This window comes from Pseudoflavonifractor sp. MCC625, assembly GCF_018784545.1.
GTDB lineage: Bacteria > Bacillota > Clostridia > Oscillospirales > Oscillospiraceae > Pseudoflavonifractor_A > Pseudoflavonifractor_A gallinarum.
This window is the reverse complement of record NZ_WQOJ01000023.1, coordinates 104,343-121,977: the sequence shown is the minus strand read 5'-3', so window position 1 is coordinate 121,977 and position 17,635 is coordinate 104,343. Positions and strand designations below refer to the sequence as shown.

19 protein-coding genes are annotated in these 17,635 nt (G+C 60.7%); 11 read left to right on the top strand and 8 right to left on the bottom strand.

Annotation, left to right across the window (positions count from 1 at the left end):
* Positions 1–3: 3 nt before the first annotated feature.
* The 4 genes from GPK94_RS06785 to GPK94_RS06770 form a co-directional block, all read right to left on the bottom strand.
* Positions 4–927, bottom strand: coding sequence for a pseudouridine-5'-phosphate glycosidase (locus GPK94_RS06785; protein WP_101691846.1), 924 nt, complete (start codon positions 925–927; stop codon positions 4–6).
* Between the two features lie 70 nt (positions 928–997).
* Positions 998–2,077 carry a PfkB family carbohydrate kinase gene (locus tag GPK94_RS06780; RefSeq protein WP_195279609.1) on the bottom strand — a complete coding sequence of 360 codons (1,080 nt, stop codon included), beginning with the start codon at positions 2,075–2,077 and terminating at the stop codon, positions 998–1,000.
* 149 nt (positions 2,078–2,226) lie between these two features.
* Entirely contained in the window at positions 2,227–3,147 is a 921-nt protein-coding gene (locus GPK94_RS06775) for a sugar phosphate nucleotidyltransferase (protein ID WP_195279608.1), read from the bottom strand.
* Between the two features lie 205 nt (positions 3,148–3,352).
* Positions 3,353–4,117 carry an aldolase/citrate lyase family protein gene (locus tag GPK94_RS06770; RefSeq protein WP_193537244.1) on the bottom strand — a complete coding sequence of 255 codons (765 nt, stop codon included), beginning with the start codon at positions 4,115–4,117 and terminating at the stop codon, positions 3,353–3,355.
* A gap of 374 nt (positions 4,118–4,491) precedes the next feature.
* Between GPK94_RS06770 and GPK94_RS06765 the strand changes: the two genes are divergently transcribed.
* The 3 genes from GPK94_RS06765 (at position 4,492) to galU (ending at position 6,859) form a co-directional block, all read left to right on the top strand.
* A complete protein-coding gene (locus GPK94_RS06765; RefSeq protein ID WP_101691849.1) occupies positions 4,492–5,169 on the top strand; it encodes a 3'-5' exonuclease in 678 nt (225 codons plus the stop codon).
* 147 nt (positions 5,170–5,316) lie between these two features.
* Positions 5,317–5,868 (top strand): QueT transporter family protein, encoded by a 552-nt coding sequence (locus GPK94_RS06760; protein WP_101691850.1) that lies wholly within the window; start codon positions 5,317–5,319, stop codon positions 5,866–5,868.
* Between the two features lie 121 nt (positions 5,869–5,989).
* On the top strand, positions 5,990–6,859 hold the full coding sequence (gene galU, locus GPK94_RS06755) for a UTP--glucose-1-phosphate uridylyltransferase GalU (protein WP_101691851.1): 870 nt from the start codon (positions 5,990–5,992) through the stop codon (positions 6,857–6,859).
* Between the two features lie 74 nt (positions 6,860–6,933).
* Here galU and GPK94_RS06750 read toward each other — a convergent pair whose 3' ends face one another.
* Both GPK94_RS06750 and GPK94_RS06745 read right to left on the bottom strand, forming a co-directional pair.
* A complete protein-coding gene (locus GPK94_RS06750; RefSeq protein WP_215655278.1) occupies positions 6,934–7,389 on the bottom strand; it encodes a hypothetical protein in 456 nt (151 codons plus the stop codon).
* Positions 7,390–7,485: 96 nt separating this feature from the next.
* The gene (locus GPK94_RS06745; protein WP_186963401.1) at positions 7,486–8,841 is read right to left on the bottom strand and encodes an MATE family efflux transporter; all 1,356 of its coding nucleotides are present in this window, start codon (positions 8,839–8,841) and stop codon (positions 7,486–7,488) included.
* A gap of 231 nt (positions 8,842–9,072) precedes the next feature.
* Between GPK94_RS06745 and GPK94_RS06740 the strand changes: the two genes are divergently transcribed.
* The 8 genes from GPK94_RS06740 (at position 9,073) to GPK94_RS06705 (ending at position 16,299) form a co-directional block, all read left to right on the top strand.
* A complete protein-coding gene (locus tag GPK94_RS06740; protein WP_215655276.1) occupies positions 9,073–9,840 on the top strand; it encodes a hypothetical protein in 768 nt (255 codons plus the stop codon).
* Between the two features lie 149 nt (positions 9,841–9,989).
* Complete coding sequence (rpsF, locus tag GPK94_RS06735; RefSeq protein ID WP_101691855.1) at positions 9,990–10,286, top strand: 30S ribosomal protein S6; 297 nt, start codon at positions 9,990–9,992, stop codon at positions 10,284–10,286.
* Positions 10,287–10,298: 12 nt separating this feature from the next.
* Complete coding sequence (locus GPK94_RS06730) at positions 10,299–10,772, top strand: single-stranded DNA-binding protein (protein ID WP_101691856.1); 474 nt, start codon at positions 10,299–10,301, stop codon at positions 10,770–10,772.
* A gap of 113 nt (positions 10,773–10,885) precedes the next feature.
* A complete protein-coding gene (gene rpsR / locus GPK94_RS06725; RefSeq protein ID WP_087238992.1) occupies positions 10,886–11,125 on the top strand; it encodes a 30S ribosomal protein S18 in 240 nt (79 codons plus the stop codon).
* Between the two features lie 471 nt (positions 11,126–11,596).
* Positions 11,597–12,595: an ABC transporter ATP-binding protein gene (locus GPK94_RS06720; RefSeq protein WP_215655274.1), complete on the top strand. Its 999-nt coding sequence runs from the start codon at positions 11,597–11,599 to the stop codon at positions 12,593–12,595.
* Positions 12,592–13,455: an ABC transporter permease gene (locus tag GPK94_RS06715; protein WP_193537250.1), complete on the top strand. Its 864-nt coding sequence runs from the start codon at positions 12,592–12,594 to the stop codon at positions 13,453–13,455. The genes GPK94_RS06720 and GPK94_RS06715 overlap by 4 nt, the downstream gene beginning before the upstream one ends.
* The gene (locus GPK94_RS06710) at positions 13,455–14,903 is read left to right on the top strand and encodes a GldG family protein (RefSeq protein WP_215655272.1); all 1,449 of its coding nucleotides are present in this window, start codon (positions 13,455–13,457) and stop codon (positions 14,901–14,903) included. Before GPK94_RS06715 ends, GPK94_RS06710 begins: the two co-directional genes overlap by 1 nt.
* The gene (locus tag GPK94_RS06705; protein ID WP_215655270.1) at positions 14,890–16,299 is read left to right on the top strand and encodes a DUF4340 domain-containing protein; all 1,410 of its coding nucleotides are present in this window, start codon (positions 14,890–14,892) and stop codon (positions 16,297–16,299) included. The genes GPK94_RS06710 and GPK94_RS06705 overlap by 14 nt, the downstream gene beginning before the upstream one ends.
* Before the next feature lie 84 nt (positions 16,300–16,383).
* Here GPK94_RS06705 and GPK94_RS06700 read toward each other — a convergent pair whose 3' ends face one another.
* Both GPK94_RS06700 and GPK94_RS06695 read right to left on the bottom strand, forming a co-directional pair.
* The gene (locus GPK94_RS06700; RefSeq protein WP_101691859.1) at positions 16,384–16,674 is read right to left on the bottom strand and encodes a hypothetical protein; all 291 of its coding nucleotides are present in this window, start codon (positions 16,672–16,674) and stop codon (positions 16,384–16,386) included.
* A gap of 75 nt (positions 16,675–16,749) precedes the next feature.
* Entirely contained in the window at positions 16,750–17,475 is a 726-nt protein-coding gene (locus GPK94_RS06695) for a GntR family transcriptional regulator (RefSeq protein ID WP_215655268.1), read from the bottom strand.
* Positions 17,476–17,635: the final 160 nt, after the last annotated feature.

Here is a 17,635-nt window from a genome sequence, read left to right as displayed (position 1 = left end):
CCGTCAGTTCAGAGCGGAGAGGGCGCAGGCGGTCCGGGCGGCCAGACGGGCGTTGTTGAAGACCAGCTGGATGTTGGAGTCCAGGCTGCTGCCGCCGGTGATCTCCTTGATCTTGGCCAGCAGGAAGGGAGTGGTGGCCTTGCCGTGGATACCCTGGGCCTTGGCCTCGGCCACGGCGTCCTCAATGGCCTTGTTGATGACGGCGGGATCCATGGAGTACTCCTCGGGGATGGGGTTGGTCACCAGCATGCCGCTGCGGAAGCCCAGGTCCAGGCTGGTGCGGAAAGCGGAGGCCAGCTCCTCGGGGGTGTCCAGCTGGTAGTCCACGCCGAAGCCGCTCTTGCGGGTGTAGAAGGCGGGCAGCTCCTTGGTGCCGTAGCCGATGACGGGCACGCCGTGGGTCTCCAGGTACTCCAGGGTGAGGCCCAGGTCCAGGATGGACTTGGCGCCGGCGCAGACCACCATCACGGGGGTGTTGGCCAGCTCCTCCAGGTCGGCAGAGATGTCCATGGTGGTCTCAGCGCCCCGGTGCACGCCGCCGATGCCGCCGGTGGCGAAGATCTGGATGCCCGCCATGTGGGCGATGATCATGGTGGTGGTGACGGTGGTGGCGCCGTCGGCTCCCTTGGAGACCAGCACGGCCAGGTCACGGCGGCTGGCCTTGTTGACCTTGGTGCCCTCCTTGCCCAGGTACTCGATCTCTTCATGGGTAAGGCCGGCCTTCAGGCGGCCGCCGATGATGGCGATGGTGGCGGGCACGGCGCCGTTCTCCCGGATGATCTCCTCCACCTTGAGGGCGGTCTCCACATTCTGGGGATAGGGCATACCGTGGGAGATGATGGTGGACTCCAGGGCCACAACGGGCTTTCCGGCGGCAACCGCGGCGGCAACTTCAGGGGCGACGTCCAGATACTTGTTCAGATTCATTTGAGATACCTCCATAGATCGTAGTGGCATTTCTGATTTGCAGCAGGGGCGCACCGTGTGCGCCCGCGGGTCAGGCGTTCATTCTGGCGTTCAGGGTCTCGGCGTTCAGGGCGGGGTTGATGGTCTCGGCGCTCTCCATGGCGATGGAACCGGCGGCCAGGGCAGCCCGGGTGGTGCCCAGCAGGTCGGTGCCCTCCAGATAGGCCCAGGCCACGGCGGCCATGGCGGCGTCCCCGCAGCCGGTGGTGTTGACCATCTCCCCCGGGAAGCAGGGGACGTGGACGCGCTCGTGGTGGTCGGCGGCGAAGATGCCGTCCCCGCCCAGGGAGATGAGCACCCGGCGCAGTCCGGTATCCAGCAGCACGTCGGCGGCCCGGTTGAGGCTCGCCTCATCGGTGATGGACACCCCGGAGAGGAGCTCGGCCTCGATGCGGTTGGGCTTGAGGGTGTGGAGCTTGCCCAGCACGGGGCGGAGCTTCTCGGCCTTGGCGGTGGACACCGGGTCGGAGAAGAGGGGGACCTTGGCGTGATGGGCCAGCCAGGCGATGGTCTCAGCGGGCAGGTTGGTGTCGAAGACGATGAGCTGGGCATTGTCCAGCAGGGCCTGCCGGGACTGGAGATAGGCGGGAGTCACGTGGGAGTAGATCTCCATATCGGACACGGCCAGGGCCATGTCCCCCCGCTCGTCGGCAATGAAGAGATAGGTGGAGGTGGCGGCCCCCTTCACCTGGAGGGACTGGGAGATGTCGATGCCCAGCTCTCCGCAGGAGGCGGCGATCTTCTGGGCGTACAGGTCGTCCCCAAAGGCGGTGAGGAGCCGGACGTCCACCCCCAGAAGGCTCATGTTGTGGGCGATGTTGCGCCCCACGCCGCCCAGGCTGATGCGCACCTGACCGGGATTGGAGTCCTGGGCCACCAGCTTGTGGGCGGGGCGGCCGCCGATGTCCATATTCACCCCGCCGATGACCACGGCGTAGGGGGCGGTGTGGACGATGTAGCCCTTGCCCACGATGTATCCTTTTTTCATCAGATTGGAGATATGCACGGCCACCGAGGACCGGGTGATGCCCGCCTTGTCTGCCAGCTCCTGCTGGGAGATGAGGGGATTCTCCTCGATCCATCGGAGCAGCTGCCGTTCCCGCTGGGTCATGGCGCTCACTCCTAAACAAAAGTAAAGTAAGTAATCTTGTGCTTATATAATAATGCCGCCTGGGCCGGATGTCAAGGGGAAAGTTCTGCTGAAAGCGCAGAAAAAAAGACCGGACCTCCGGGGAGCGGAGATCCGGCCAAGGGGCAACATTATTTCCAGAGCTGTTCGGGATAGAGGCCCCGCTGGGTCATGTCGGCAATGGCCTGGACCACGGTGGGCTTATCCTCCTTGTAGGTGACGCCGTACCAGCGGTCGTGGCTGCGCAGGACCTGCACCCGGGCTTTGCCCTCGTCGATGAGCTGGCTGACCACGCTGGGGAGGAAGTACTCCCCCTTTTCCGGCTGCTCGGCCAGGGCCCGGTCCAGGAAGGCGGGGAAGCGGGACTGGGCCTCCCGCAGGAAGCTGGGGGTGAAGCCCCACAGGTTCATGGACACGATGGTGTCCCCGGGCAGGGCGGACCAGGTGGCGCCGCCGTCCTCGGTGAAGCGGGCGTGGTCCCCGTCCTTTTCAATGTGGGTGTGCTCGGTGACCTGGCGGAGGTAGTGGTTTTCATCCTCCACACACACGCCCCGGGCCACGTGCCCGTGCTCGGTGACCGTGTTGCCCAGCAGGTAGCCCACCATGGCGTACTCATAGTAGTCCCCATCGGGATGGGAGAGGAGATAGTCGTAAATGGTCCGGAAGGCCTCGGGGCCGTAGTAGTCGTCCGAGTTGATGACGGCGAAGGGGCCGTCCACCACATGCCGGGCGGCCAGCACCGCGTGGCAGGTACCCCAGGGCTTGACACGCCCCTCGGGCACGGCGTAGCCCTCGGGCAGATCGGTGAGCTCCTGGTAGGCATAGCGGACCTCCATGACCTGGGAGAGCCGGTCGCCGATGGAGGAGCGGAAGGTCTCCTCCAGCTCCCGCTTGATGACAAAGACGACGGTATCAAATCCGGCCCGGTGGGCGTCGTAGATGGAATAGTCGATGATGAGCTGGCCGTGACTGCCCACAGGGTCCACCTGCTTGAGTCCGCCATACCGGCTGCCCATGCCGGCGGCCATGACCACGAGAACGGGTTTCTGCATCGTAAAACACTCCTTTTTCCTCTGCCGCAGCAGGGTGGGGGCCATTCCCCGGCGGGGCGCGGCCTGCCTTCCTATTATACCGCCCCGGGGGACGTGCCGCAACCCCCGTCCCGGGGCCCGGGACAAGCAAAAGCGCCGCATCCCGTTTCGGACGCGGCGCTTTTGCTTGAGTCAAAGAGTTTTGGGAAAATGGGAAAGGAAAAACTTATTCACCCTTCACCTTGTGCAGAAGGTCGGTGAAGGCGCGGGTGATGAGGGTGGTGGCCATGCCGATGGGGATGTACTGGAAGCCCTGCTCCGCACGCATCTTGGCGATCTCGGGGTACTCGGCGTACACACCGGGGATCTTGCCGTACTTCTTACAGGCGGCCAGCACGATGTCGGCGGCCTCCTGGATGCGGGGGTGATCGGTCTGGCCGGGGATGCCCATGGACTGAGACATGTCGTAGGGCCCGAGGAAGAGGACGTCCACGCCATCCACGGCGGCGATCTCCTCAATGTTCTGCAGGCCGATGATGTTCTCAATGTGGACGGAGACCAGCGTCTCAGCGTTCTCGTGCTCGATGTAGTCCGTAAAGGGGGTCTTGCCGTAGTCGCAGGAGCGGGTCATAGCCGAGCCGCGGATACCCATGGGGTAGTACTTGGCGCGGCGGACAGCCAGCTCGGCGTCCTCCCGGGTGTTGATCTGGGGGACCTGCACGCCGTGGGTACCCACGTCCAGGGCGCGGAGGATCTCGGTCTCACCGTTGAAGGTGACCCGGGTGATGGGGGTGGTGCCGCCCGCCTGAGCGGCGCGCACCAGATGCATGGTGGCCTCGGGGGACAGATAGCCGTGCTCGCAGTCCAGAATGACAAAGTCGAAGCCGGCCAGGCCGCCGATTTCCACCACGTCGGTGGAGTTCAGGCACATGAAGGTGCCGAAACAGGTCTTACCGGCGTAGAGGTCGTGTTTGAGTTTGTTGGTAAACATGATTTATTCCTCCCTGCATTCTGTCGGGGTGCGGTGGGAAAGCCGCACCGGGGGCAGAACAATCAATCACAGCGATTGCCCTCTTTGCATTTCATATTGCGGAATCAAGTTCCACAATACGAAAGAAAAAAGAGCCGGTCCTGAGTTCAAACTCAGACCGGAGCCGGAAAAAACCGGTTCTGCTGATATAATAGCGAAGGCTGGGCCGCTTGTCAAGGGGAGGATTGTGTATTTTCGGCAAAAAAGGCCCCAGAGGGACAAAGTATCTGAGCGATACTTGCTAGAGCGGACGGGGATGCTATAATGGTCTTTGCACATCTGAGAACAACCGCCCGACCCAGGTCCCGGAGCGGGAGGAGAAAGAAGGGGCGCACATGTACGATACGCATATTTTTCTGGATTTTGAGATGAATCCCATTCCCCGGGAATACCGGGAGGCCCGGGAGATCGCCCGGAGTGAGATCGTGGAGATCGGAGCGGTCAAGCTGGACCGGGAATACCGCCTGGTGGACCGCTATTCCTGCTATGTGAAGCCGGAGTACGGCCCCATCCACAAGCGGATCACCCAGCTCACCGGCATCACCGACGCCGACGTGGCGGGGGCCAAGCCCTTTGCCCCGGCCATGGAGGATTTTGCCGCCTGGATCGGAGAGGGGAGAGGGCGCATCTACTCCTGGAGCCGCAGCGACCAGTACCAGCTCTACGATGAGAGCTGGCTCAAGGAGGCCGAGCTCCCCTGGCAGCTCAACCAGCGGTGGATCGACTTCCAGGCGGTGTATACTCGGCTCATCGGGCTCTCCCGCTCCAATCCGCTCTCCCTGCAGAATGCCCTTGGCGCGGCGGAGTACCGCTTTGCGGGGGAGGCCCACCGGGCAGTGCAGGACGCGGAAAACTCGGCCTCCCTCCTGATCCTGGTGAAGGAGGGCCGCCTGGCCCAGCAGGCCGGCGTGGTCATGCAGGCCATGCGCCCCAAGGAGGAGCACAGCTTTGCCCTGGGCGGCGAGGCGGCCGAGAAGCTCCGGCAGTTCCTGGCCAGCCAGGAGCAGGGGTAAGCGCTCCCCCTTTACAAGGCGCGGGAAACATGCTAGAATACCTCCCGACTGGTTTCCAACCCAGTCCAAGCACGGCGCAGCCGTGTTCGTTCGGCGGGGCAGGTCCCCGATCCGTTCTCTAAACAAAAAATGGGAGGAAAATTCAATATGAAAGTCAATCAACCCCAGAACACCCGTACCCGCACCCGGGAGCTGACCATGGCCGCCATGGTGGCCGCCCTCTACGCCGTACTCAGCTACTTCGGCAACTTCTTCGGCCTGACCTATGGGCCCATCCAGTGCCGGTTTGCCGAGGCACTGTGCGTGCTCCCCTTCCTCTTTCCGGCCACGGCGCCGGGGCTCTTTGTGGGCTGCCTGGTGACCAACCTGATGAGCACCGTGGGCCCGCTGGATATCGTGCTGGGTTCCCTGGCCACGCTGCTGGCCGCCCTCTGGACGGCCCGGATGCCCAACCGCTGGCTGGCTCCGCTGCCGCCGGTGCTGTGCAACGGCGTGATCGTGGGCGCCATGATCACCTGGTATGAGGTGGGCTTTGGCCCTGGTTTCTGGGGGATGTTCGCCTTCAATGGCGTGACGGTTGCCCTGGGTGAGCTGCTGGCCTGCTATGTACTGGGATCCATCCTGCTGACCGTTCTGCCCCGTGTGGGTGTCCTCCGTGCCCAGATCCCGGCCGGACGCCTGCGTACCGAGAAAAACTGAGTTTCCTTGAATGCCCCGCCGCTCCCGGTAACGGGAGCGGCGGTTTTTCTGGCCTTTTTCCCCAAACTGTGGTACACTGGGGACAATCCTTTGAATTTGATTACTGAGGAGGTCTTTCACTGTGAAAGTGCGTAAAGCTGTCATCCCCGCCGCGGGGCTGGGCACCCGGATGCTTCCGGCCACCAAGACGGTACCGAAGGAAATGCTTCCCATGGTGGACAAGCCGGTCATCCAGTATATCATCGAGGAGGCCGTGGAGGCCGGCATCGAGGATATCCTGATCGTCACCAACCGGGCCAAGTCGGCCATGGACGACTATTTTGACTACTATCCCGAGCTGGAGACCCGGCTCAATCAGGCGGGCAAGGAGAAGGAGCTCACTGAGGTGCGCCGGGCCGCCGATCTGGCCAACATCTTCTATGTGCGCCAGAAGGAGACCAAGGGCCTGGGCCACGCCATCTGGCGGGCCAAGCGCTTCGTGGGAGACGAGCCCTTCGCCGTGCTCCTGGGCGACGACATCATGCGGGCCCGCAAGCCGGTCACCCGGCAGCTCATCGAGGCGGCCGAGAAGTACGACGCGTCGGTGGTGGGCGTGCAGAAGGTCTCCACCCAGGCCATCTCCAAGTACTCCTCTGTCAAGATCTCCCCTCTGGAGGAGCGGATCTTCTCGGTGTCCGATATGAATGAGAAGCCCCGGCCTGAGCAGATGTTCTCCAACTATGCCATCCTGGGCCGCTATGTGCTCAAGTCGGATATCTTTGACATCCTGGAGAACCTCCAGCCGGGCTACGGCGGAGAGATCCAGCTCACCGACGGACTGAAGGAGCTGTGCCGCCGGGACCGGATGGTAGCGGTGGACTTTGAGGGCCGCCGCTACGACACCGGCAACCTCCAGGGCTTCCTGGAGGCCACCCTGGACTTCGCCCTGGACCACCCCGCCACCGGGGACTGGCTGCGCCACTTCATCAAGGAGAAGGCCCGGGTGCTGTAAGAGTCACTTCCAAATAAAAGAAAACATCCTCCCTGTGGTCGGAACGGCCGTGGGGAGGATGTTTTTTATTTTGATCATTTGCCTCTGGCCTTCCAAAAGCAGCCCGCGCACCCGGCGGCAAAGAGAAGGAGCCAGGCCAGAAGGTAGACAAGCCACATCTCCAAAGTGGGCAGGAAGGGCTGGATCAAAACATTGGAGAGGGTAAAGCCCAGGGACAGAAGGGGGAGAAAGTAGAGCTGCGGGGCAGCGCCCAACAGGTTGAGCCAGTATCGCCCCATCACCAATTCCTGATAGAACACCAGGAGGAGCATCAAAAGACCAAAGGCACTGAGGAGAAGGGCCTGGACGATGGGCTGCCCCTCCCGGGCGGAGACGCGGCGGGCCAGCAGGACCCAGAGGAGCAGAAAACCGATCGATACGGCATATAGCAAAATGCTGGAACTGGGCAGAGAGAGTATGACGAAATTCAGGGCATACCCCAGCGGCAGGGGGAGGATACCAAGCAGCAGCAACGCGATGTTTCTCTTCATGGTGCGCACCTCCGATTTACGATCTTGCTGGATGATTGCACATACAGTATACCGAATGTGGAGAGAAAGCGCAACAAAAGGCACAAAGGAGCAGGATCAGACCGCCGATTCCTCCAGCCCGGCGAAGAGGACGGCCCGCCGGCGGCGGTAGTAGAGGAAGCCGGCCAGATCGGCCAGGAGCCAGCCGATGGGCACCGACCACCAGATGCCCAGCACGCCCACGGCGGGGATGGCGGAGAGGGTGTAGGCCAGCAGCACCCGGGTCCCCAGGGAGATCACGGTGAGGACCAGGGACATCCCGGGACGGCCCACCGCCCGGTACAGGCCGTAGAGGAGGAAGAGACACCCGATGCCGCAGTAGAAGGCCCCCTCCACCCGGAGGTACTGCACGCCGATGGCGAGGATTTCCACTTCCTCGGGCTGGACGAAGAGGAGCATCAGGGGACGGGCGAAGAGACAGACCGCCGCCGAAATCACCACACAGAAGAGCAGGGCGGCCGCCACGGCGCTGCGGATGCCGGAGCGGATGCGCCCGGCCTTCCGGGCACCGTAATTCTGGGCCACAAAGGTGGAAAAGGCGTTGCCGAAGTCCTGCACCGGCATATAGGCGAAGGAGTCGATCTTGACCGCCGCGGCAAAGGCGGCCATGACGGTGGTGCCGAAGCTGTTGATGAGCCCCTGGACCATGAGAATGCCGAAGTTCATCACCGACTGCTGGAGGGAGGTGAGGAAGGAGAACTGGGCGATCTCCCGCAGCTGCTCCATCCGGATACGGAAGCTGCTCCGATCGGGGCGGAACTGGGGACAGCGCACCCAGGTGTAAAGGCCGATGCCCAGGCCCGAGACATACTGGGACAGCACCGTGGCCCCGGCCGCTCCCGCCACTCCCCAGTGGAACACCAGGACAAAGACCAGGTCCAGGGCGATGTTGAGCAGGGCACACACTGCCAGAAAGAGCAGGGGCACCAGGGAGTTGCCCACTGCCCGCAGAAGAGAGGCAAAATAATTGTAGAGGAAGGTGGCCGCGATGCCCCAGAAGATCACCCACAGGTACTCCCGCATCAGGGGGCGGGTATCCGGTGGTACCTGAAGGAGGGTGAGAATGGGGTCCAGCAGGAGAAAGACCGCCAGGTTGAGGACCAAAGTCACCCCGCCGATGAGCAGGAAGGAGGCGGCCAGACTGCGCTGGAGCCGGTCTTTGTCCCCGGCGCCATGGCAGATGGAAAAGACGGCCCCGCTCCCCATGCAAAGCCCCAGCAGGATGGAGGTGAGGAAGGTCATCAGAGTGTAGGACGACCCCACCGCCGCCAGGGCGGAGGCGCCGAGAAAGCGGCCCACGATGAGGGTGTCGGCCACGTTATAGCACTGCTGGAGCAGATTTCCCAGCATCATGGGCAGCGCAAAGAGCAGCATGGTGGCGGTGATAGGGCCGCGGGTCAGATCGCCGGACATATCCGTCCTCCTCTCAAAAGCACAGATTCTGTACTACTATAACATGAAAGGGCCGCCTGCAAAAGGGGGGAGGACGGGCGAGAGAAAAATTTTGCAAAAAAATGGGAAAGAGGTGCGGCCTTCCTCCAGATATCCGATATAGTAGCAGCAAACTGCGGGAGGGGTTCTCTGCTTGTCATTCACGCTTTGATGTGCTAAAATGCATGTAAGGTACAAAAAGGGGGAGAGAGTATGATTTTTGTCTATATCATCCCTGTATATGTCATCTTGGCGGCCATTCTCATTGCCATCGGCGGAATCTATCATATCGTCACGGAGATGTATGTGCTCCTCTTTACGATCACCACGTTTCTGACGGTCATCGGGGGGATCTATACCTTCTTTGTATCCATCTCGAAAGCCGTCTCCACCAAGAGAGCCTATCTTCTGCTCCCCGGTGCGCTCTTCCTGGTGTTTGGGGCGTTCGCCACCAGCGTGTTCAAGCAGAGCCTCTGCCTGTCGCAGCGATGGCTCGAGAGTGTCAGCTTGGAAACCCTGGGTACCCTGACGATCCATAAAAACGCCGTTTTTCTGTGGTCGATCCTGGCTGCAGTTGTGCTGTCCCTGCTGTTCGCGGTGTTCTTCCGCAAGTCGTATCAGACACCAAAAACGGGAAGCAGTGTGCTCTTCAGCCTGCTCTCCTGCCTGATTTTGATCGTTCCGGTATTTGCCGTGCACGGATATGCGGAGCATGCGTACTATGAGCAAAACAGCACGTCCTATGAGCAGGTGTACACCGTCAAAGAAACGGTGGCCGTAAAACGGTATGTAAATGAAAGCTATCGCGGAAGTATGCTGACGGTCAAAGGCGGGGACGATCTGATCCGGATGCTGTTCCCCCAGAAGCTGGAAAAAGGGGAGACCGTCTATGGAGAGGCGTATCAATCCGGCGATATCCTGGTATTCAATGATGACCATGTGATCGGAGAGGTCCCGTCCGAGTACCTGGAACCGCAATAAAGGCGGAAAGAAATCTTTGCAGAAAATGGGGAAAGGGGCTTGACTTTCCCGGAAAATCCGATATAATAAAAAGGCTTGTTTAGAAAACAAGCACATCCTTGCCCCCGCATGATACGGGGGCCATATGTCCATAAGGAGGTGCAACGAAAATGGCAAAGCTGAATGCGAACTACGAGGCCGTCTACATCCTCGATCCCAACCTGGGCGAGGAGGCTACCGCCGCTCTGGTGGCGAAGTTCAAGACTCTGGTCGAGAACAACGGCACTCTGGCCGAGGTTGACGAGTGGGGCAAGCGCCATCTGGCCTATCCCATCAACGACCTGAACGAGGGCTACTATGTCCTGATGACCTTTAGCTCCGCTCCCGCCTTCCCCCAGGAGCTGGACCGAATCTTCCGCATTACTGACGGCGTGATGCGCTCCATGATCATCTGCAAGGATGAGTAAGGAGGCGCTTCCATGCTGAATCGCATTATCCTCATGGGTCGCCTGACCCGGGATCCTGAGCTCCGCCACACCCAGACGGGGACCCCTGTGGCCTCCTTCTCTCTGGCGGTGGACCGGGATTTCAAAGACAAGACCACCGGCGAAAAGGCCACCGATTTCATCGATATCGTGGCCTGGCGGCAGACGGCTGAGTTCGTCTCCCGCTTCTTCACCAAGGGCCGCCTGGCCGTGGTGGAGGGCCGCCTCCAGCTGCGCGACTGGACCGACAAAGACGGGAACAAGCGCCGCAGCGCCGAGGTCGTGGCCGACAATGTCTACTTTGGCGACTCCAAGCGGGATGCCGAGGGCGGCGGCTATGCGCCCCCGCCGCCGGCTTATGGCGGATACAGCGCCCCGGCGCCGTCCGCGCCCGCTTATGCCGCGCCGCTCAGCGGCGGCGACCAGTTCGCCGACCTGTCCGACGACGACGGCGAGCTCCCCTTCTGAGGAGCGACTGTTTTGCAGTTCAGCCGGTTCTTCCGGCTTGGCGTTAAGCGCCATTCCGCTCCGCGAAAGCGCTCCGGCTCTTGCGGAAGCATCGTTGAAAGGAGTACTGTACCATGGCTATGGATAGAGAGCGTCCCCGCGGCCGCAAGCGCCGCAAGGTCTGCACCTTCTGTGTGGACAAGGTGGAGCACATCGACTACAAGGACGCGGCCAAGCTGCGCCGTTTCCTGTCTGAGCGTTCCAAGATCCTGCCCCGCCGTACCACCGGCACCTGCGCGATGCATCAGCGCCAGCTGACCGAGGCCATCAAGCGCGCCCGTCAGATCGCCCTGCTGCCCTTCGTGACCGACTAATCGGAACGATTTGAGAGCGGACCAGCCTTTTGCTGGTCCGCTCTTTTTCGCGTGTCGAATAAGTTCGACACGCTTCTCAAAAATGCTTGCATTTTTGAGAGGGGATGCAGCCCCCTGCGTCGCACGCGCAAAGCGCCCACACTTGCGTCCTGAGAAGTGTGTTTTCCGACGTACACGCCGCCGGAAAACACGATTGGACTTTTTTCTGCCGTCTGCGGACGGCAGAACTCTGCGAGGCTTTTGTACCTAGTATCGCAGAAATGCACTTTATTGCTAGACGGAGCGGACCAGCCTTTTGCTGATCCGCTTTTTTGTTTTACCCCCCTTTCCGGGTCTGATCCGGGAAGGGGGCGTATTTTTTGGGGCCATCCCGGTTTCTTTAGGTTCACTTTAGGACGGCGGAGTATACTAGACAGGCCCGCGGACGGGGGCCGTCCGCAGGCCGAGAATAACAAGCGAGGAGGTTCCTCCATGATCAAGGTCGAGCACTTGACAAAGTACTACGGCGATTTCCTGGCGGTGGACGATCTGTCTTTTGAGATCGACGAGGGCCATGTGTATGGATTCCTGGGGCCCAACGGCGCGGGAAAGAGTACCACGATGAATATGATGACAGGCTGTCTGTCGGCCACTTCCGGCCGTGTGGAAGTGGGCGGATTCGATCTGTTCGAGGACGCCGATCAGGCCAAGAAGCTGATCGGCTATCTGCCCGAACAGCCCCCCCTCTACATGAACGAGACGCCGGCGGAGTACCTGCGCTTCGTGGGAGAGGCTAAGGGGCTCCGGGGCGCCGAGCTGGAGCGCCAGATCCAGGCGGTGATCGAGCAGGTCCGGATCGCTGAGGTCAAGAACCGGCGCATCTCCGCCCTGTCCAAGGGCTACAAGCAGCGGGTCGGGATCGCCCAGGCCCTGCTGGGCAACCCGAAAGTCATCATCCTGGATGAGCCCACAGTGGGTCTGGACCCCATCCAGATCATCGAGATCCGGGATCTCATCAAGCAGCTGGGACAGGACCACACGGTCATTCTCAGCTCCCACATCCTCTCGGAGGTCCAAGCCATCTGCGACAAGATCCTCATCATCGCCCACGGGAAGCTGGTGGCCTTTGACGATCCGGACAAGCTGGAGCGGAGCCTCCTCTCCGGCAACGAGATCCTCTTCACCACCGACGCCGGCGCCGACCAGGTACAGGAGATCCTCGCGGGACTGGACCAGATCGGGGAGGTCACCTGGGAGGAGAAGGAGGGCGGACTGCTCTCGGTGCGGATGAAGACCGCGGCAGAGGACATCTATGAGGTCTCCCGTGCCCTCTTCTTCGCCTTTGCCGGGCAGGGTCAGGCCCTGCTGGAGCTGACGCTGAAACGGGCCAGCCTGGAGGACATCTTCCTGGAGCTGACTGAAAACGGAGACCCGGCCGACCAGACACCGGCCGGAGAGACCACGGAGGAACAGGAGGGAGAAGGCGCATGACAGCCGTTTTAAAGCATGAATTGAGAAGCTATTTCCACTCCTTCACCGCCTATGTGTTCGGCGCGTTTCTGCTGGCCATCGTGGGCTTCGGCGCCATGCTGTACAATTTGCAGGCGGCGGTGAGCAATTTCGAATATGTGCTCAGCTTCGGCAGCATCGTGTTTGTGGTCATCGTGCCCATCCTGACCATGCGGGTCATTGCCGAGGAGCGCAAGCAGAAGACCGATCAGCTCCTCTACTCCCTCCCCATCACCACCACCCAGGTGATTTTGGGGAAGTATCTGGCCCTGCTGGCGGTCTATCTGATCCCCCTGGCCGTCATTTCCATCTATCCGCTCATCTTTGCCCAGTTTGGCGATGTGTACCTGCCCACCTCCTATGGGTCCCTGGTGGCCATCTTCATCATGGGCGCGGCCCTGGTGGCGCTGGGGGTATTCATCTCCTCCCTGACCGATAACCAGGGCCTGGCGGCCGGAATCGGGATCGCCGTGATCCTGTTCAACTATTACAGCGTGAGCCTCTCGGAGTATGTCTCCTCCACGGCCGCCGGCACGGTGATCGCCCTGGGCGTCCTGGTGCTGGCCCTGGGTGCGTTGATCCGGTATCTGACCCGGAACGAGTATCTGGCCTACGCCGTCGCCTTTGTGCTGCTGGCCGCCATCTGCATCACGGGCTTTGTGGATCCGGAGGCCTTTGAAGGACTCCTGCCAAACATCATGCGGCAGCTGTCCCTCTTTGAGCGGTTCAATACCTTTGTCAGCGGCGTCTTTGACCTGACCGCCATCGTCTATTACCTGTCGGTCATCGTCTTTTTCCTGTTCCTGTCGGTCCAGTCCCTGGAGAAAAGGAGGTATCATTGATGAAACGCTGGAAACTCCTTTCTGACGGGGGACGGGCGGAGAGAAACCGCATCGCCTTCCAGGGAGGCTCCTATTCGCTCATCGCCACCGCGGTGGTGCTGGCCATCCTGATCGCACTGAATATCCTGGTCTCGGCCCTGCCGGCCAATCTGATGAAATATGACATCAGCGCCAGCAAGCTCTACTCCATCACCAGCAACACCAAGGTGGTGGTCAATGCGCTGGAGGAGGACGTGACCATCTACTGGATCGTCCAGTCCGGCGAGGAGGACGATGTGATCGAGACCCTCCTGAACAAATATGACAGCCTCTCCGACCACATCACGGTGGTCAAGAAGAATCCCGACGTCTATCCCACCTTTGCCGAGCAGTACACCAGCGAGACGGTGCAGAACAACAGCCTCGTGGTGGAGTGCGGGGAGCGCAGCCGCTTCATCGGGTACGACGACATCTACGTCCAGGAGCCCGATATCTACTCCTACTCCTACAACACCTCCTTTGACGGTGAGGGTGCCATCACCTCCGCCATCGACTATGTGGTCACCGAGGATCTCCCCCAGCTGTATGTGGTGGAGGGACATGGCGAGCAGGCTCTGCCCGACAATTTCCAGGAGCAGATCGAGAAGGAGAACATCGAGATCAATACCCTCTCCCTCCTTACCGTGGACGCCATCCCGGAAGAGGCCGACTGTGTCCTGATCTATGAGCCCTCCTCCGACCTCTCCGAGCAGGAGGTGGAGATGCTCTCCAGCTACGCGGAAGCGGGCGGAAAGCTGCTGGTCATGGCCGGCCCCACCGAAGAGGGTTCCCTGAGCAATCTGTACAGCCTGCTCTCCGCCTACGGAGTGAGCACCACCGAGGGCATCGTGGTGGAGGGAGACCGGGAGCACTATACCGGCTATCCCTACGTCCTTCTCCCCGAGATGTCCAGCCATGCCATCACCGACCCCCTCATGGAGGAGCACTACTATCCCAACATGCCCATCTCGCAGGGCATGACGGTGGATGAGACGGCGGGCAGCGCGGTCACGGTGCTGCTCTCCACCTCGGAGGAGGCCTTCAGCAAGAGCGCGGGCTATCAGCTCACCAGCTATGAGAAGGAGGAGGGCGACGTGGACGGTCCCTTTGCCGTGGGCCTCTCCATCGACTGCTCCAATGAGGGACAGATCGTCTGGTTCTCCTCGGCGGCCTTCCTGGACGATATGTACAACGCCCTCTCCTCCGGGTCCAACTCGGATATGGCCATGAACGCCCTGTCCTCCCTGATCGGAGAGAGCGAGGCCATGGCCATCCGCAGCAAATCTCTGAACTATAACTATCTGTCCATCAGCGACTCCACCGCGTCGCTGCTCAAGACCCTGATGATCGGCGTATTCCCCCTGGGCTACCTGGGCATTGGCGTCTGCGTCATTGTGAAGAGAAGGAGGGAGCAACATGAAGCGGGCTAAACGGCTCTATGTGCTGCTGGGCGTTCTGGTGGTGGTCTGCATCGCCGCCTTTGCCGTGGTGAAGCACGAGGAGCGGCAGGAGGAGATCCGCAACAGCGGCGAGATCGTCCTGGAGATCGACCCCGAGACGGTGGATGCCCTCTCCTGGGAATACGAATCGGAGAGCCTGGCCTTCCACAAGGATGAGACCTGGCAGTACGATGAGGACGCGGCCTTCCCGGTGAGTGAGGAGAAGATCCAGGAGCTGCTGGAGCCCTTCCAGGCGCTGGAGGCGGCCTTCATCATCGAGGAAGTCACCGATTACAGCCAGTATGGGCTGGACAATCCGGTCTGCACCATCCACCTCTCCGCCGGGGAGGAGGACTATGAGATCAAGCTGGGCAATTACAGCACCATGGATTCCCAGCGCTATCTCTCCACCGGGGACGGCAACGTCTATCTGGTAGAGGACGATCCCATGGAAGACTACGAAATTACCATCCGCGACATGATCGCCAACGATGAGACCCCCTCGTTCGGCCAGGTCACGGGCATTCAGTTTGAGGGCGCGGACTCCTACCAGGTGGTCTATCAGGAGTACTCGGAGGAGAGCCCCTACACCTATTGCAGCGAGGACGTCTACTTCCGGCAGGAGGGGGAGGACCTCAAGCCCCTGGACACCAACCTGGTGGAGAGCTATCTCAGCGGGATCGAGAATCTGACCCTGGATAACTATATGACTTATCAGGCCGGGACGGAGGATCTGTCCCAGTACGGACTGGATGCACCGGAGCTGACGGTCACCGTCACGTACACGCCGGAGGAGGATGAGGAGGGCGAGAGCCAGACCTTTACCCTCCACATCAGCCGCTCTCCCGAGGAGCGGGCTGCGGCCGAGAACGACACCGCGTCGGAGGAGGACGAGGAAGAGGAGATCACCGCCTATGCCCGGGTGGGAGACTCTGAGATCGTCTATCAGATCACCGGCGAGAGCTATGAGAAGCTGATCGCGGCCGGATATGATGACCTGCGGCACAAAGAGGCGCTGACGGCGGACTTTACCCAGGTGACCGGCCTGGACATCACCCTGGAGGGCACGGTCTACAACCTGACTTCCGAGGGAAGCGGAGAGGACAAGACCTTCCGCTTCGGCGAGGAGGAAGTGGACGTGGCGGACCTGCAATCGGCTCTGGAGGGACTGACTGCCGACAGCTTCACCCAGGAGGAGCCCACCCAGAAGGAGGAGATCGCCCTGACGGTCTACCTGGACAGTGAGGTCCATCCCAGCGTGCAGATCCAGCTCTACCGCTATGACGGGGAGAACTGTCTGGCCGTCATCGACGGGGAGCCCGTCTCCCTGATCCCCCGCTCTGCGGTGGTGGATCTGATCGAAGCAGTCAACGCCATCGTGCTGTGATCTGGCAGCAATCCGGAAACACGAGATAACGAAAAGCCCCTGCGCTGACAGATGGATGTCAGCGCAGGGGCTTTTTTGGGTGAATCAGCTGATCTTGACTTCCTTGGCCTGCTCGGGGAAGAAGGAGTTGTCCAGATCGTACTTGTTGTGGGCGGTGGAGTCCCGCAGGACCCGGCCTTCCAGGGAATAGCAGCGGATGAACCGCCGGCCGTCCACCGTGCTCCAGTGCTCCACGTCCCAGGTGAGGTAGCCGTCCTCATCGGTCTTTTTCTCGGGGAGATAGAGGTCCACCTGACGGTTGTTGAGCATCAGGTCAATGAGACCCTGGCGGTCTACCTCCAGCTCTTCCTTGTGAATGGTGTCGTACGCTTTCATGGGAAGTTCCTCCTGTCATACCAGTATGAATGACTCCATTCTAGCGCATTTGACGGCGGTTGGCAAGAGGGGGGATCACCGGCCCAGATCCCAGTTCTGCATGGTGCGCAGACGGTAGTAGTCGGGGTTGAAGTAGTGGGTGTTGTAGACCACCGGCTCATCCCCGATGTCATAGAAGACCTGGTGGCTGCTGTCGATGGGGGTACCCTTGGGGACCTTGAAAATGTCCACCAGTTCGTCGGGCACGCCCATGGGCACATACTCGTTGAGGGCGTGAGCCACATCCCGGCCCATATAATCCCGGATGAGCACATGGATATAGGCAAAGGACATCTCCTCCACATCAGTGCGGATGAGAAGCTTTTCCGGCATCATGCCCATGGTGTAGACCGCCGGGTGATCGTCGGCCAGATAGACCAGACGGTTGACCAGCACCCGCTCGCCCTCCTCCAGACGGAGCATCTTGCGGGCCTCCTCGTCGGCGGGACGCCACTCCTGAGAGAGCAGCTTGATGGCGGTCTGATAGCCCTCTTTTTTCAGATATTCGGTGAAGTAATAGCTGCGGTTCTCATAGTCCAGCGTACTGGGGTGGACATAGTTGCCCGAGCCGTGCCGCTTGGTGATATAGCCCTCCAGAGCCAGCATCATCAGCGACTCCCGCAATGTCACAAGACTGATCCCCAGTCGGCTGGCCAGTGCGGCTTCCGAAGGCAGCTTGTTTTTTTCGAAGGTTTCCGTACGGAAAATCTCCATGATCTTGTTTTTTATGGCCATGTAGGCACTGTAATTCGTTCTGGACATGCCGTCTTCCTCTCTCGTACCGGTCCGTCAGGGCGGGATGATACGAATTCTTCATATCACTATATCAAATTGGGATGGCTCCCGTTAAGTATCATAACGCATATTTTAGCAAATATCAATATTGAATAAAAATTTTTTATTTTATATTAAAAAACGTTGC